This window comes from Pantoea sp. PNA 14-12, from assembly GCF_004364735.1.
Lineage (GTDB): Bacteria > Pseudomonadota > Gammaproteobacteria > Enterobacterales > Enterobacteriaceae > Pantoea > Pantoea stewartii.
Window position 1 is genome coordinate 280,949 of record NZ_SOAJ01000002.1, and the last position, 15,149, is coordinate 296,097.

Annotated in this window: 13 protein-coding genes and 1 tRNA gene; 8 read left to right on the plus strand and 6 right to left on the minus strand. The window is 54.2% G+C overall.

Annotated features, from left to right (window positions below; translation table 11 throughout):
* The first annotated feature begins 4 nt into the window (after positions 1–4).
* From C7434_RS08965 to yejF, 3 genes are read left to right on the plus strand one after another with little or no spacing between them, the layout of a single operon-like run.
* Positions 5–1,099, plus strand: a complete 1,095-nt coding sequence (locus C7434_RS08965; RefSeq protein ID WP_033740582.1) for a microcin C ABC transporter permease YejB — start codon at positions 5–7, stop codon at positions 1,097–1,099.
* On the plus strand, positions 1,099–2,121 hold the full coding sequence (locus tag C7434_RS08970; protein ID WP_033740584.1) for a microcin C ABC transporter permease: 1,023 nt from the start codon (positions 1,099–1,101) through the stop codon (positions 2,119–2,121). The genes C7434_RS08965 and C7434_RS08970 overlap by 1 nt, the downstream gene beginning before the upstream one ends.
* Positions 2,122–3,726 (plus strand): microcin C ABC transporter ATP-binding protein YejF, encoded by a 1,605-nt coding sequence (gene yejF / locus C7434_RS08975; protein ID WP_033740585.1) that lies wholly within the window; start codon positions 2,122–2,124, stop codon positions 3,724–3,726.
* On the opposite strand, the gene C7434_RS08980 is transcribed toward yejF, so the two are convergent.
* The 3 genes from C7434_RS08980 to rsuA all read right to left on the minus strand — a co-directional run bounded on the left by C7434_RS08980 (position 3,713) and on the right by rsuA (position 6,214).
* Entirely contained in the window at positions 3,713–4,033 is a 321-nt protein-coding gene (locus tag C7434_RS08980) for a hypothetical protein (RefSeq protein ID WP_033740957.1), read from the minus strand. The two genes, yejF and C7434_RS08980, sit on opposite strands and share 14 nt — an antisense overlap.
* Before the next feature lie 253 nt (positions 4,034–4,286).
* Positions 4,287–5,483 carry a Bcr/CflA family multidrug efflux MFS transporter gene (locus C7434_RS08985; protein WP_006119971.1) on the minus strand — a complete coding sequence of 399 codons (1,197 nt, stop codon included), beginning with the start codon at positions 5,481–5,483 and terminating at the stop codon, positions 4,287–4,289.
* Positions 5,484–5,494: 11 nt separating this feature from the next.
* On the minus strand, positions 5,495–6,214 hold the full coding sequence (gene rsuA / locus C7434_RS08990) for a 16S rRNA pseudouridine(516) synthase RsuA (RefSeq protein ID WP_033740587.1): 720 nt from the start codon (positions 6,212–6,214) through the stop codon (positions 5,495–5,497).
* A gap of 155 nt (positions 6,215–6,369) precedes the next feature.
* Between rsuA and C7434_RS08995 the strand changes: the two genes are divergently transcribed.
* Both C7434_RS08995 and rplY read left to right on the plus strand, forming a co-directional pair.
* Positions 6,370–8,124 carry a DEAD/DEAH box helicase gene (locus C7434_RS08995; protein WP_033740588.1) on the plus strand — a complete coding sequence of 585 codons (1,755 nt, stop codon included), beginning with the start codon at positions 6,370–6,372 and terminating at the stop codon, positions 8,122–8,124.
* 131 nt (positions 8,125–8,255) lie between these two features.
* Positions 8,256–8,540, plus strand: a complete 285-nt coding sequence (rplY, locus tag C7434_RS09000) for a 50S ribosomal protein L25 (RefSeq protein ID WP_006119974.1) — start codon at positions 8,256–8,258, stop codon at positions 8,538–8,540.
* 92 nt (positions 8,541–8,632) lie between these two features.
* On the opposite strand, the gene yejK is transcribed toward rplY, so the two are convergent.
* Entirely contained in the window at positions 8,633–9,637 is a 1,005-nt protein-coding gene (gene yejK, locus C7434_RS09005) for a nucleoid-associated protein YejK (protein WP_033740589.1), read from the minus strand.
* Positions 9,638–9,796: 159 nt separating this feature from the next.
* Between yejK and C7434_RS09010 the strand changes: the two genes are divergently transcribed.
* The 3 genes from C7434_RS09010 (at position 9,797) to C7434_RS09020 (ending at position 11,948) form a co-directional block, all read left to right on the plus strand.
* Positions 9,797–10,021 (plus strand): YejL family protein, encoded by a 225-nt coding sequence (locus C7434_RS09010; protein WP_006119976.1) that lies wholly within the window; start codon positions 9,797–9,799, stop codon positions 10,019–10,021.
* A 22-nt stretch (positions 10,022–10,043) separates the two neighbouring features.
* A complete protein-coding gene (gene yejM, locus C7434_RS09015; protein WP_058708435.1) occupies positions 10,044–11,798 on the plus strand; it encodes an LPS biosynthesis-modulating metalloenzyme YejM in 1,755 nt (584 codons plus the stop codon).
* 73 nt (positions 11,799–11,871) lie between these two features.
* Positions 11,872–11,948: transfer RNA gene (locus C7434_RS09020), tRNA-Pro, on the plus strand.
* An 84-nt stretch (positions 11,949–12,032) separates the two neighbouring features.
* Here C7434_RS09020 and C7434_RS09025 read toward each other — a convergent pair.
* Entirely contained in the window at positions 12,033–13,547 is a 1,515-nt protein-coding gene (locus C7434_RS09025) for an alpha-L-arabinofuranosidase C-terminal domain-containing protein (protein ID WP_110268205.1), read from the minus strand.
* A 41-nt stretch (positions 13,548–13,588) separates the two neighbouring features.
* The gene (locus C7434_RS09030; RefSeq protein WP_133745375.1) at positions 13,589–14,992 is read right to left on the minus strand and encodes an MFS transporter; all 1,404 of its coding nucleotides are present in this window, start codon (positions 14,990–14,992) and stop codon (positions 13,589–13,591) included.
* Between the last annotated feature and the right edge of the window lie 157 nt (positions 14,993–15,149).

Genomic DNA, 15,149 nt, shown 5'->3' on the forward strand with positions numbered 1-15,149 from the left:
TCCTGTGGCAATGTACTTTTTTCGCCGACTGTTACTGATCATTCCGACCTTGTGGGCCATTATCACACTCAACTTTTTCATTGTGCAGATCGCGCCCGGCGGTCCGGTTGATCAGGCGCTGGCGAACATTCAGTTTGGCCAGACCAGCGGCATGCCCGGCGCAGGCGGCGCTGACAGCAGCGGAACGCGGGCCAGCCTGAACCGCTCAACGCCTGGCGATAATCAGTATCGCGGCGCACGTGGTCTGGACCCGGAAGTGATCGCCGAAATTGAAAAGCGTTACGGTTTCGACAAACCCATCGGGCAGCGCTATCTTTCGATGCTGTGGAACTACCTGCGCTTTGACTTTGGTGACAGCCTGTTTCGCAGTGCGTCTGTGTTGCAACTGATTAAAGAGAGTTTACCGGTATCCATCAGCCTCGGCCTGTGGAGCACACTGATTATCTATCTGGTGTCGATTCCGTTAGGGATAAAAAAGGCCGTGCGGAATGGTAGCCCGTTTGATATCTGGAGCAGCACGTTCATCATCATTGGCTACTCGGTGCCCGCTTTTCTGTTCGGTATTATGCTGATAGTCCTGTTTGCCGGCGGCAGCTATTTCGACTGGTTTCCCCTGCGCGGGCTGACCTCGCCGCAGTTTGCTACCCTGCCCTGGTACGGCAAGGTGGGGGATTATCTCTGGCATATTGCGCTTCCGGTGCTGGCTACGGTCATTGGCGGTTTTGCTACTTTAACCATGCTGACCAAAAATGCGTTTCTTGATGAGATTCGCAAACATTACGTCGTCACCGCCCGGGCTAAGGGGGTTTCCGAGCGCCGTATCCTGTACCACCACGTGTTCCGCAATGCGATGCTGCTGGTAATAGCCAGCTTCCCCGCCACCTTTATCAGTATGTTTTTTACCAGCTCGGTCCTGATTGAGGTGATGTTCTCGCTGAATGGTTTAGGTCTGCTGGGATTTGATGCCACCGTCCAGCGGGATTATCCGGTGATGTTTGGTACCCTGTATATTTTCACCCTGATTGGGTTGCTGATGAATATCCTGAGTGATTTGACCTACACGCTGGTTGATCCTCGTATCGATTTTGAGAGGCGATAATGCAGATTTCGCGTTTAAACCAGCAACGCTGGCAGCGCTTCCGGCATCATCGACGCGGCTACTGGTCGCTGTGGATTTTTCTGTTTATCTTTGTTCTTTCCCTGTGTGCCGAGCTGGTTGCCAACGACAAGCCGCTGCTGGTGCACTATCAGCACCGCTGGTACGCGCCCCTGTTTTTTAACTACAGCGAAACTGACTTCGGCGGCGACTTTGCGACGGCAGCCGATTATCAGGATCCCTGGCTGCAACAGCGGCTGGAAAAAGCGGGTTGGGCGCTCTGGGCACCCATTCGCTTTGGAGCCAATACCCTCAATTTTGCGTCACAGGTGCCTTTCCCTTCACCTCCCTCGCGACAAAACTGGCTGGGTACTGACGCCAACGGTGGCGACGTGCTGGCGCGGTTGCTGTACGGTCTGCGTATTTCGCTTCTGTTCGGTCTGCTGCTTACGCTGTTTTCCAGCGTCATCGGTATCGTCATTGGCGCAATACAGGGCTACTTTGGCGGCAGAACAGATCTGATAGGACAACGACTTACAGAAGTCTGGTCCGGTATGCCTTCGCTGTTTTTACTGATTCTGCTGTCCAGCGTGGTTCAGCCCAGCTTCTGGTGGCTGCTGCTGGTGACCGTGCTGTTTGGCTGGATGAGCCTGGTCAGCGTGGTCCGAGCCGAATTTTTGCGTACCCGCAACTTTGACTATATTCGCGCGGCGCAGGCGCTGGGCGTCAACGACACACGCATCATGCTGCGGCATATGCTGCCGAATGCGATGGTCGCTACGCTGACCTTTCTGCCTTTTATTCTGTGCGGGTCGATTACCACGCTGACGTCCCTCGATTTTCTGGGTTTTGGCTTGCCCATCGGTTCGCCTTCGCTGGGTGAACTGCTGCTGCAGGGAAAAAATAATTTGCAGGCACCGTGGCTGGGTTTATCTGGCTTTTTTACGCTGGCGATACTGCTGTCGCTGCTGATTTTCATTGGTGAAGCCGTACGCGACGCCTTCGATCCCAGTAAAGGAGTCTGAATGGACGCGCCACTGCTTGCCGTTAATCACCTTTCCATCGCCTTTCGTCAGGGCAAACAGCTGCATCAGGTCGTGAAGGATGTTTCACTGTGCGTTGAGGCGGGAGAAACGCTGGCGCTGGTAGGCGAATCCGGCTCGGGTAAAAGCGTCACGGCCCTGTCAGTCATGCGGCTCCTGCATGAGGCCGCCGTCGTCTATCCGCAGGGAGAGATTCTGTTCGCCGGTGAGAACCTGTTAACGGCTTCAGAGCAGCGCCTTCGCGGACTGCGTGGCAACCAAATGGCGATGATTTTTCAGGAACCCATGGTTTCTCTCAATCCGCTGCACAGCATCGAAAAACAGCTGTACGAAGTTCTGTCTTTGCATCGCGGGCTGCGGCGGGAAGCGGCACGGGCAGAGATTATTCGCTGTCTGGATCGCGTCGGTATTCGCCAGCCCGCCTCGCGACTCAATGATTTTCCGCACCAGCTCTCCGGCGGTGAACGCCAGCGCGTCATGATCGCCATGGCGCTGCTCACCCAACCGAAGCTGTTGATTGCCGATGAACCGACGACCGCACTGGATGTCACGGTACAGGCGCAAATCCTTACCCTGCTGCGTGAACTGCAACAGGAACTGAATATGGGGATGCTGTTTATTACGCATAACCTGAACATCGTTCGTCAACTGGCGGATAACGTGAGCGTCATGCGCGCCGGTCAGGTGGTGGAGCACAACCGCAGCGCGGTTTTGCTTCGTCAGCCGCAGCACGCTTACACTCAGCAACTCCTTGCGGCCAATCCGGAAGGCCGCGCCGTGCCGCTCGCGGCCGAATCTCCTGTGATGCTGAACGTGGCGCATTTGCGCGTCACTTTCCCCCTGCATCAGGGGCTGTTTAAGCGTAAAACGGGCGAAAAGATTGCCGTCAACTCGATCAGTTTTCGCCTGAAACGCGGGGAAAGCCTGGGGCTGGTGGGCGAATCCGGTTCGGGGAAAAGCACCACCGGGCTGGCCCTGCTGCGACTGATAGCCGCTCAGGGCGAAGTCTGGTTTGATCATCAGCCGCTGCATCAACTGTCACGTAAACAGCTGTTGCCGCTTCGCCGCCGTATTCAGGTAGTGTTTCAGGATCCTGACTCTGCGCTTAATCCACGCATGACCGTCCTGCAAATTATCGCCGAAGGGCTGGCGGTGCATTTTCCGCAGTTGAGTGCGGCACAGCAGGAAGAGCGGGTTATCGCGGTGATGGCAGAAGTCGGGCTGGACACGGAGAGCCGCCATCGTTATCCGGCAGAGTTTTCGGGCGGACAGCGGCAGCGAATCGCTATTGCACGCGCACTGATTCTGGAGCCTGAACTGCTGTTGCTGGATGAACCCACATCATCGCTGGATCGCTCGGTCCAAAAACAGATTCTGGATCTGCTGCGTGGGCTGCAACAGCAACGTCAGCTCAGCTATGTGTTTATCAGCCACGATCTGGAGGTGGTTCGCTCGCTCTGCCATCAGCTGATCGTCCTGCGACAGGGAGAGGTGGTGGAACAAGGTGACTGTGAAACGTTATTCGCCGCCCCACAGCAAGCCTATACTCGCGAGCTGCTCAGGTCAGTGGCGCTCAGCGACCAATAAAGGTCTCCGCAATCGCAACGCCCTGGTTTTTCAGACAGCAGTTAGTGGCGCTTTCATCACAACGGCGGATAAAAAGACAGGGTTGCCCTTCGCACTCGGCAATTTTGCCATCGACCTGAATGGCGGTCAGCATGTCTTTCAGTTCATGCAAAATCTCCCAGGCGGGCACGCCATCATGGCTTATCAGACGAAGCGCGATAACATCGTGCTCTTCTGAATCCGTATCGTCAGTCTCAATCACGCTATGACGATCGCTCAACCAGCGAAACCGCTGGGGTAAACGATGCACCACCGAAAGTTGCAACATAGTGATCAGTATCTCCAGAGAATGCAGCCAATTCACCACCAACGGTATCAGCATCGCGCGCCGAACCTGTCATGCGCGTTATCTGCCAAATTGCGAGTTGAATCTCATTTTGGGCTATATGTACCGCGTTTAATGATAACTAACAATCATTTTAGACCCAATGTGATTACTTTATTTGCTATTTTTTTTCACAAATAAGAAACATTATTGTCTTTGCAGGTCAGGACAGGCGACAGCGAAGGCTGCCGCCTGCTTAGCGGGCGGCAGAATGCGGACGTGACGCGTAGAGAAAGAGCGCAACGGAGAGCGTTGCACAGAGCGCAATGGTGCCCACCATAGGCCAGGCACTGTTAAAGCTGAACAGGGAGAGCAGCGCACCGGCCAGTGCGCCTACGCCGAAACGTAGCGTGCCCGCCAGTGAAGACGCCGTACCGGCCATGTGCGGAAATTCATCCAGAATTACCGCCATGGCATTTGATGACACCATGGACACACAGCCGATAAACATGGCGATACCGAAGACCAGCGGCAAAAACCCCAGATCAAACGCGCTGACCACCAGCAACCAGATGCCCATCGCAAACTGCACCAGTAACCCAAAACGGAACAGGGTGACAGGGCCAAAACGGCGCACCGCGCGGCTGTTAATCAGGGTCATGATGAACAAAAACACGATATTCAGGCCAAAATAATAGCCAAAGCTTTGCGGCGAAATATGATTGAGCTCGATGTAAACAAACGGGCCCGCATTGAGAAAGGTAAACAGTCCCGCAAAGGAGAACCCGCTCGACAGCATATAGCTGAACGCCCGTTTATGGCGAAATAAAGCCACAAAATTCCCTAGCGTCGTGCGCAGATGAAAACGCTGGCGCTGCGCAGGCTTCAGCGTTTCCCGAATCTGGGTCGCGACCAGAACGGTGGTAATCAGCGCGGCTATCGAGAGTGTCCAGAAAATGGCGTGCCAGCTCCAGAGCAACAGCAGCCAGCCACCGATAATGGGGGCCAGCAGCGGCGCAATGGTGGTGATTAACATCACGAAGGACATCATGCGCGAAAACTCCTCTTTCGAGTAGCTGTCGCGCATCAGGGCATTTATCACGACACTGGCAGCCGCAGCGGACAGGCCGTGCAAAAAACGCATCGCGATAAGCTGTTCTATTGACTGAGAAAGCGCGCAGGCTGCCGCCGCACAGGCAAATATCAGGGTGCCCAGCGTTATCACCGGTTTGCGACCATAGCTGTCGGCCAGCGGACCGTAGATCAACTGCCCAATGGCGAACCCCAGAATATAAAGATTGAGCGTCATCTGTACGCTGCCTGCGGATACCGCAAACTGACGCGCAATTTGTGGCATGGCAGGCAGATACATATCTATCGACAATGGCATCAACATCGCTAACAGGCCGAGAATGATCACCAACCCCATTGGCGAATTTTTTTCCTTGCGCACCGGCTTTCTCGCTATTTCTGTTTCAGTTCGTCAGGCAAGCCAATGCTGGCTATCTCTTCTTCTGTTAACGGGCGGTATTCTCCCGGTTCCAGGTCCTCGTCCAGGACGATGGCGCCAATGCGCTCACGGTGTAACTCCACCACCCGATTCCCCACGGCGGCGAACATGCGTTTGACCTGGTGATAGCGCCCTTCGCTGATCGTCAGCAGGACTTCCGTCGGTGTGATGATCTCAAGCTGTGCGGGTTTGGTCAGGCTCTTTTCGTTATGCAGTTGTACACCTGCGCTGAACTGCGCAGCGGTATCGTCGCTTACCGGCGCTTCAAGCGTCACACGGTAGGTTTTCTCACAATGGTGACGCGGTGAAGTGATACGGTGCGACCACTGTCCGTCGTCCGTCAGCAGCACTAATCCGGTCGTATCAATATCCAACCGGCCTGCGGCGTGCAGTTTGAATGCCATCGGTTCTTCGATGAAATAGACGATGGTAGGATGATCGGGATCGTCCGTGGAGCAGACATAGCCCTGCGGTTTATTCAGCATGAAATAGCGCGGCCCGGTCTGCATCTGAAGCACGTTGCCGTCATACTCGACCTCGTGATCGGGCTGGAGTTTGAACGCGGTATCGCGCACCACCTCACCATTAACGGTGACACGTTGACCACGGATTTCACGTCCGGCTATAGCACGGCTGATTTCCAGTTGCTGAGAAATGAATTTGTCGAGTCGCATGAATGTGTTTTGCCTGTTACTGCGGAGGGAAACTAAAACGGCGTTATTAACCGTTGAAAAAGTCTGGGAAGTATAGCCTGAACGGCGTCTCTCTGACAGCGCGTTTATAGACGATTCGTGGCATAATTGCAGCAGGTTTTCCAAAAGTGAGCAGCATGTCTTTTACTTTACGTCCCTATCAACAGGAAGCGGTAGATGCCACCGTCGCCCACTTCCGGCGTCATCATGAACCTGCCGTGATAGTGCTGCCCACCGGGGCCGGAAAAAGCCTGGTGATCGCGGAACTGGCACGCCTGGCCCGCGGCCGGGTGCTGGTGCTGGCGCATGTCAAAGAGCTGGTGGCGCAAAATCACAGCAAGTATCAGGCTTACGGCCTGGAGGCTGATATCTTTGCGGCAGGCTTACAGCGTAAAGAGAGTCAGCGAAAAGTCGTGTTTGGCAGCGTGCAGTCCGTTGCGCGAAACCTCAGCCTGTTTGACAGCGCCTTTTCGCTGGTGATCGTGGATGAGTGTCACCGCATTGGTGACGACAAAGAGAGCCAGTATCAACAGATTTTTACGCATCTGCGTCAGCACAATCCCAACCTGCGTTTACTGGGCTTAACGGCCACACCGTTCCGTCTGGGCAAGGGCTGGATCTACCGTTTTCATTATCACGGAATGGTGCGTGGCGACGAAAAAGCCCTGTTCCGCGACTGCATCTATGAACTGCCCCTGCACTATATGATTAAGCACCAGTTTCTGGTGCCCCCTGAACGGCTGGATATGCCGGTGGTGCAGTATGATTTCAGCCGCCTGACCGCGCAGGCGAATGGCCTGTTTAGCGAAGCCGATCTGAACCGGGAACTTAAACAGCAGCAGCGTATTACCCCACAGATCATTCGTCAGGTTGTGGAATTTGCCGACGATCGCCAGGGCGTGATGATTTTTGCTTCCACGGTCGAACACGCACGGGAAATTCTGAGCCTGCTGCCGGAAAACAGCGCGCTGGTCTCGGCGGAAACCCATGCCAAAGACCGCGATGCCCTGATCGCCGCCTTTAAAGCCCAGCAGCTTAAATTTCTGGTGAACGTCGCCGTGTTAACGACCGGCTTCGATGCGCCGCATGTGGACCTGATTGCCATCCTGCGTCCCACGGAATCGGTCAGCCTGTATCAACAGATTGTTGGGCGTGGTCTGCGTTTGTCTCCCGGCAAGAAGGACTGCCTGATTCTGGACTATGCCGGTAATCCCCACGATTTGTTTACGCCCGAAGTGGGGACGCCAAAAGGGAAAAGCGACAATGAGCCCGTGCAGGTGTTTTGCCCTGCCTGCGGTTTCGCCAACACCTTCTGGGGCAAAGCCACAAGCGATGGCATGGTGATTGAGCACTTCGGCCGGCGATGCCAGGGCGTTTTAGAGGACGACGAGGGCGAGCGTGAACAGTGCGACTACCGTTTCCGCTTTAAAAACTGCCCGGAGTGCAACGCAGAGAACGACATTGCCGCGCGTCGCTGCCGCGAATGCGACAAGATTCTGGTCGATCCTGACGATATGCTCAAAGCCGCCCTGAAACTGAAAGATGCCCGGGTTCTGCGCTGCGGTGGCATGACCCTGGAACAGGGCCGCGATGAAAAAGGCGAATGGCTCAACGCTACCTACTTCGATGAAGACGGCACCAGCGTCAGCGAGCGCTTTCGCCTGCAAACCCCTGCACAGCGCAAGGCCTTCGAACAGCTCTTTATGCGCCCGCACCAGCGCGCACCCGGCGTGCCGCTGGGCTGGCAAACCGCCGCCGATGTGCTGGCCTTACAGCCGCTGCTGCGTCATCCCGATTTTGTTGTGGCGCGCGCCAAAGGCCGCTTCTGGCAGATTCGCGAGAAGCTGTTTGACTATCAGGGCCGTTTCCGCCGGGCCAATGAACTCCGCTAGGTCGTATTAGCGTTTGCCCCGGTGGGGGATTACGGCTATAATGCCGCCCGCTTTTGCATGTGCATCAGCGGTGTTGAATAACCCTTCTGTTACTGGGTCGCCTGTAGCAGAAATTATAAAGAGACGTATTAATGTTCACTATCAATGCAGTAGAACGTAAAGAGCAGGGTAAGGGTGCGAGCCGCCGCCTGCGCGCAGCAAACCGTTTCCCGGCCATCATCTATGGTGGTTCAGAAGCGGCTGTTTCTATCGACCTTGACCACGACCAGGTAATGAACCTGCAAGCGAAGCCAGGCTTCTACGAAGAAGTTCTGACGCTGGTTGTTGATGGTAAAGAAACCAAAGTTAAAGTGCAGGCTGTTCAGCGTCACCCGTTCAAGCCAAAACTGCACCACATCGACTTCGTTCGCGCTTAATCGCCGGGTGAGTTGAAAGTAGAAGGGCCGGTTGCGAAACCGGCCCTTTTATTTTGTCTGCGGTCAGCCGGAACGCCGTGTCCGGCTCGCCATTACTTACTGCTGGTACGGCGCTGTAGCTGTTCGCGCAGGTTGGGCGGCGTGCCCTTGATGGTCAGGGTATCCGTCACCGGGTCCCAGAAAATGCGCTCGCCAAGCAGCATGGCATCAAAATTTAGCGTCAGCCCCCCGCCGCTCCCGGCAAATTTGGTTAACTGACGTAAGGTGCTGCGGTCGGCCGGGAAATGTTCTTCCAGTTCATAGCCCTGCTCCTGGGTAAAGGCTTCAAACGTTTTATCCCCCAGCGGTGGCAGTTCGCCAGACAGCGCCTTCAGCGCAATCTCTTCGCCTGCCTGAAGTTGCTCATTACAGTAGCTGTAAACCTGCTGGCGATAATTTTGCCGCTCATTTTTATCCAGATTCGACTCGTCACAGTAATCATCTACCGCCTGTAACAGGCCACGGTTTTGTGCTTTGGTATCCAGGCCGACTTCCGCGCCCAGGAAATCCATAAAGAAATCGGCCACTTTGCGCCCGACCCGGCCGCGCAAAAAAGTCAGGTAACGGGTGGATTCCGGATTGGTTTCCCATTCGGTGAGATCGATACGTGCCACGATATCCGCATGATTGATATCCAGATAGTGTGTGCTACTGATATCCATTTGTTCGTTGACGCGCATACTGGACTGGCTGTTCAATACCGCCACCAGTAAATACTCTACCGCCAGGTAACGATACTGAATAAACAGCACCACGCCGCCTTCTGCAAAGGGATATTTTGCCAGTTCATCACGCAGGCGTCCGGTTGCCGCCCGGCTGAAGGCGAGGAAATCATCATGTCCTTTGCGGCAGTTACGCAGCGCCTCGGCCAGTTCACTTTCCGCATTAAACAGCCCGTAAGCTTTACTCTTCGCACTGTAAACACGGTGCAACTCTTCCGCCATTGCTTCGACCGTGCTGGTGGCCGGCAGTAACGAATCACGCAACACCAGCTCTAGCTGATTTTCATCACGTTTAATTAACTGATGCAAGGCAATCTGGTCGATATCCAGACTCATGGTAAACTCCTCCTGGTAGCACAGGCGCGTATTCAAACACCGCCAGCAGCAGCTTTCAACTCTCTGCATAACGCAGACCGGATGCTTTCGATAAATTTGCGGAAAAAAGTGCGTTGTTCCGGTACTATATCGCCTTTTGAGACGAGATAAGTTTTCGCTATGCCACAATCATCCCGTTACAGCGACCAACGCGTTGAACAACTCCTCGCGGAAATGGCGCAGGTTTTGCAAAAAGACCAGGCTCCCACCGATCTCTCCCTGATGGTTCTGGGGAACATGGTAACCAACCTGATTAACAGCGATGTTGCGCCTGCGCAACGCCGCGCTCTGGCTCGTTCTTTTGCTGATGCGCTACAGGCGTCGGTAGACGACAGTACTCATTAATTTGCCGGTCTGACGTAAAACTATGGTAACCAACCGACAGCGCTACCGCGAAAAAGTCTCCCAGATGATTAGCTGGGGACACTGGTTTGCTCTGTTTAATATCTTTTTCGCGCTCATTTTGGGTAGCCGCTATTTGTTGGTTGCCGACTGGCCTGCCTCCCTGGCGGGACGTATCTATGCGTACAGCAGTTGGATTGGCCACTTCAGCTTTATTGTCTTTGCCGCCTATTTACTGATTATTTTTCCGCTGACGTTCGTCGTTATGTCGCAACGTCTGATGCGGGTCCTGTCGTCGGTGGTGGCCACGGCAGGACTGACACTGCTGATGGTCGACAGCGCGGTATTTAACCGTTTCCATCTTCACCTTAATCCGGTGGTATGGGAACTGGTGATCAATCCTGATCAAAGTGAAATGGCGCGCGACTGGCAGTTGATGTTTATCGGCGTGCCGCTGATTTTTCTGGTGGAAATTTTGTTTGCCACCTGGAGCTGGCAGAAGCTACGTAGCCTGAACCGCCGCTCTTTTGGCAAACCGCTGGCGGCCCTGTTTATCTGCGCCTTCTTTGCCAGCCACCTGATGTATATCTGGGCGGACGCCAACTTCTACCGCCCTATTACTATGCAACGCGCCAATCTGCCGCTCTCCTATCCAATGACCGCGCGACGTTTCCTGGAGCGCCACGGCTTACTGGATGCGCAGGAATATCAACGCCGCCTGGTACAGCAAGGCGATCCCGAAGCGGCGGCCGTGCAGTATCCGCTGAGCGATATCACCTTTGCGGATAAAGGTACGCGCGATAACCTGTTAGTGATCACGGTGGATGGCCTGAACAGCGCCAACACCGACACGGCGCTGCCCGCGCTAGGCGCGTTTGCCCGTCAGAACGTGCGCTTCACGCAGCACTTCAGCGCAGGCGATAACGCTGAAAGAGGGCTGTTTGGCCTGTTCTATGGTATTTCACCCAGCTATATGAACGGCGTGCTGGCGCAACGTACGCCTTCTGCCCTGCTGACGGCGCTGAGCACGCAGGGCTATCAGTTTGGTTTGTTCTCTTCTGACGGCTTCAACCAGCCGTTGTACCGTCAGGCGCTGTTGTCAGATTACTCGCTGCCTGCCAGCGGCGATCAGCCCAATGCCAGCACCGTATCGCAATGGCAAAACTGGCTGAGCACGCAAAAAGTTGACGGCACGCCATGGTTCTCCTGGCTGGCCCTGAACGGACCGGATATCAGCGGCAACAATGACAAAACCCGCCAGCGCAGCTATCTGCGCCAGGCACCGGCACTAAATGAACAGATTCAGGCGATCCTCACCACGCTACAGCAGCGTGATTTGCTGAAAAACACCGTGGTCGTGATTACCGCACAGCACGGTATCGCGCTGGAGGGCGATCCGGATAACGAGGGAAATCGCCAAAACCTGCAGGTGCCGCTGGTGATTCACTGGCCGGACACGCCCGCACAGACGGTGACGCGCCTTTCCGATCATCAGGACGTGATGGTGACGCTGATGCAGCGCTTGCTGCATGTGCGAACGAATCCGGTGAATTATGCGCAGGGTGAAGATCTGTTTGCGGCACAGCGCCGTCATGACTGGGTGACCAGTAGCGAAGACAATAAGCTGGTCATCACCACGCCGAAAGTCACGCTGGTGCTCAACAATAACGGTAGCTATCGCGCCTACGACGCAGACGGCAATACGTTGAAGGATCATAAACCCGAGCTGGCGCTGTTGTTGCAGGTGCTCACAGAAGAGAAGCGTTTTATCGCTAACTGATTAATAATAAGGCAGTTAGGCGTTGGAACGCTTGCATTCGTGCTGATAATCAGTAGACTAGCTCTCCAAAGTTCGGCACGTAGCGCAGCCTGGTAGCGCACTGTCATGGGGTGTCAGGGGTCGGAGGTTCAAATCCTCTCGTGCCGACCAAATTATCCCGAAAAAACCAACCTTTACGGTTGGTTTTTTTATGTCTGTCTCCGGGCCCGCCAACCTGGCCGGCCCGACCTGTATTCAACCCCGCAGATCAATCAGCACCCGGTTCCAGCTCAGCGGCGGCAACGTCACCTGCATCTGACGACGTTCAGCCTCAGTGAGCGTGCGTGACGTTGGCACCACGTTGTCGGGCTGAGCAAAAGTGTTTTTTGCGTCCAGCGCATGACCTGCCAGTATGCTGTGTTCGGCTATCGTCCCTTCACCAAAGTCATCGAGCATAAAGGCCACATCCGCTGCCTCATGCGCGTGCATATTGAGCGCGAAGAAGGCAATTTGCTGTTTCTCTTCGTTGTACACCGCCGCGCTCTGTATCTGCCGGGTTTCGCCGTGCACCGTATTCAGGGTGGGAACATTGGCAAAATAGCGTAAGGCATGCCCTCGCCCGCAATGGCTCACCATCTGGAAAGGCCAGTAGATTGTCTGGCGAATGGCCTCCCCTCCCGGACGGGTAAAGATGGGGGCAATCACATTAACTAACTGGGCCAGAGAAGCCATTTTTACGCGGTCACAGTGATTGAGTAACGAGCACATCAGCCCGCCAAACGTCAGCGCGTCAAGGAAGGTGTAAGACTGTTCAAGTAACGGCGGTGCTTCCTGATAGCGATTAGCGGGATCGGTAAAGTAATCCTGCCAGGGCTCGCCTTCAATGGACCAGATATTCCATTCATCAAACGACAGCATCATTTTTTTATCGCTACGCAGTTTGGCTTTCACATAGTCGGCTGTGGCCGTGATGGTATGAATAAAATCATCCATTCGCTGGAAAGACGCCAGGAAGTCCTGCGGATTGCCGGTGCTGTTTTCAAAATAGTGGTGGCAGGAAAGGTAATCGATCTGATGATAAAGCCCTTCCAGAACGATGCGATCCCATTCCGGATAACTGGCCTGTAACGAGTTTGAACTGCCACAGGCGACCAGCCTGATATCCTGATCGACCCAGCGCATGATTTTTGCCGTTTCTCGGGCTTTTTTCACGTAATCTTCTGCACTCAGTTGCCCGGTTTGCCAGTCACCGTCCATCTCGTTACCCAGGCACCAGAGTTTAAAATTGTACGGCGCTGCCCGACCATGCTGGATACGCAAGTCGCTCAGCGCGGTCCCCGATGCCACATTACAGTACTCAATAAAGTAACCGGCCTCCTGCGGCGTGCCGGTGCCAAGATTTACGGCAATCATGGGCGTCAGCCCATAGCTTTCACACCAGGTCGCGAACTCATCAATGCCAAACTGATTGCTCTCTTTGGTAAGCCATGCGTAATCCAGCCGCACCGGACGCTCAGCTTGCGGCCCAATACCGTCTCGCCAGTTGTAACCAGAGACAAAGTTGCCGCCAGGATAGCGTACGGTGTTAATCCCCAGATCCTGCACCAGGGCCCCCACATCCTGACGAAAACCGTGCCGATCCGCCGTGACATGACCGGGTTCATAAATACCGCTGTAGACCGCACGTCCAAGATGTTCCACAAAAGAACCGTACAGCGCGTCATTGACCTGGCCGATGTAGTTTTGTTTTTGAAAAAAGTACTTAATCATTTTCTCCCCTTCTGTCTTCTCTGTGGCGAACGCGCAGAGGCTCACTCAGGATGCGTCGATAACAGGTCGTCTTCGATGGTTTTCATTTTGGCCGTGGTCAGTATGTAGCGCGTGCGGACCAGCCACACAGAAAGCAGATAACCCACGACCGGAATCCAGACCATCAGCGTATAAATGCCCGCAATCGCGCTAGCTTTTTGAATGGCGACATTGGCCTGATAACCGGTAACCGACAGCACGGCCCCCACCATCGCGCCACTGACGGCCAGCGCAATTTTGAGTGAAAACAGGTTACCGGAGGCACAGATGCCGGACAGACGTTTACCCGTTTTCCAGTCGCCATAGTCATCCACATCGCCAATAAACGACCACAGAATGGGCGCGCCAATCTGATGAATCACTGACAGAACAAAGAACCAGACAAAGACCACCAGCACACTCTGCGCGGGCAGAAAAAAGAACCCGACAGACATCATCAGCGCGATAGCTTTGCATACCTGGTAAACGGTGACTTTGCACCAGCGGTTGGTGAAATACGGTGTGATATAGGAACCCAGAATCCCGGCGACAATCCCGGTGCTCAGAAATAGCGTGGCATAATAATCGTTTAGCCCCATCACGTATTTGGCAAAATAAATACACGCGGCCCCGCGCACAAACGACGGAATACAATCCAGGAACATGGCAAAGACACAGACGACCCACTGATCGTTTTTCATGATTTGCCGGATAATGTTAAAGATGGAATCCCCGGCGTTGCTTTTGGGGATCACGCGCTCCCGTGTCGTAGCCACGCAAAAGACAAACAGGAACAGGGAAATCACGGCAAAAATCGTAATGACCCAAAAGAAGCCCATTTGCCGGTTGCCGTTACCGAAGAAAGCCACCATCGGCAACAATGTCAGAGTACAGAATAAGCTGGCAAAGCCAGCGCCCATAAAACGAAACTGCTGACAGGACACCCGCTCCTGCGCATTGGTGGTGATAACACCACCTAGCGAGCAGTACGGAATATTCACACCGGAATACAGCAGTGACAAAATCAGATAGGTAATAAACGCATACAGGATCTTTGCATTGCCCTGCAAATCGGGCGTGTAAAACATCACCATACAACTCATCGCAAACGGTACGGCGAAGCCAATGATCCACGGACGAAAGCGCCCCCAGCGTGTGGTGGTTTTATCAATCCAGGCGCCATAAAAAGGATCAAAAATCGCATCTGCAAAACGGACAACAAGAAAGATGGTCGCCACCACGCCCGGTGCCAGACCAAATATATCCGTATAAAAAAATGACAGGAACAGGGTTATCGGGTTGAACAGCATATTACAGGCTGCATCACCGGCCCCAAATCCGGCCTTCTCAATAAAGCCTACACGACCCGAGCGGTCTGACTGAATAGCGTAATCGGCATGAATGGTTGACGTTATGTGCGTTTTCATTTTCCACCTTCCTGAAAAGAGGTGGCGATAAGCATATGTTTTAGAGGTATTTTTAACCTACGATAACGCTCTCATAAGCAAAATAATAACCATATATTCCATGTATTCAGCGTATATGGGCATATATTCAGCCATCATCTCGCCTGGGATAAAACCG

Coding starts and splice junctions, on each gene's coding strand:
- C7434_RS08980 (WP_033740957.1), bottom strand. CDS start 4,033: ATGTTGCAACTTTCGGTGGTGCATCGTTTACCCCAGCGGTTTCGCTGG.
- yejM (WP_058708435.1), top strand. CDS start 10,044: ATGGTAACCAACCGACAGCGCTACCGCGAAAAAGTCTCCCAGATGATT.
- rplY (WP_006119974.1), top strand. CDS start 8,256: ATGTTCACTATCAATGCAGTAGAACGTAAAGAGCAGGGTAAGGGTGCG.
- C7434_RS09010 (WP_006119976.1), top strand. CDS start 9,797: ATGCCACAATCATCCCGTTACAGCGACCAACGCGTTGAACAACTCCTC.
- yejF (WP_033740585.1), top strand. CDS start 2,122: ATGGACGCGCCACTGCTTGCCGTTAATCACCTTTCCATCGCCTTTCGT.
- rsuA (WP_033740587.1), bottom strand. CDS start 6,214: ATGCGACTCGACAAATTCATTTCTCAGCAACTGGAAATCAGCCGTGCT.
- C7434_RS09025 (WP_110268205.1), bottom strand. CDS start 13,547: ATGATTAAGTACTTTTTTCAAAAACAAAACTACATCGGCCAGGTCAAT.
- C7434_RS08995 (WP_033740588.1), top strand. CDS start 6,370: ATGTCTTTTACTTTACGTCCCTATCAACAGGAAGCGGTAGATGCCACC.
- yejK (WP_033740589.1), bottom strand. CDS start 9,637: ATGAGTCTGGATATCGACCAGATTGCCTTGCATCAGTTAATTAAACGT.
- C7434_RS09030 (WP_133745375.1), bottom strand. CDS start 14,992: ATGAAAACGCACATAACGTCAACCATTCATGCCGATTACGCTATTCAG.
- C7434_RS08970 (WP_033740584.1), top strand. CDS start 1,099: ATGCAGATTTCGCGTTTAAACCAGCAACGCTGGCAGCGCTTCCGGCAT.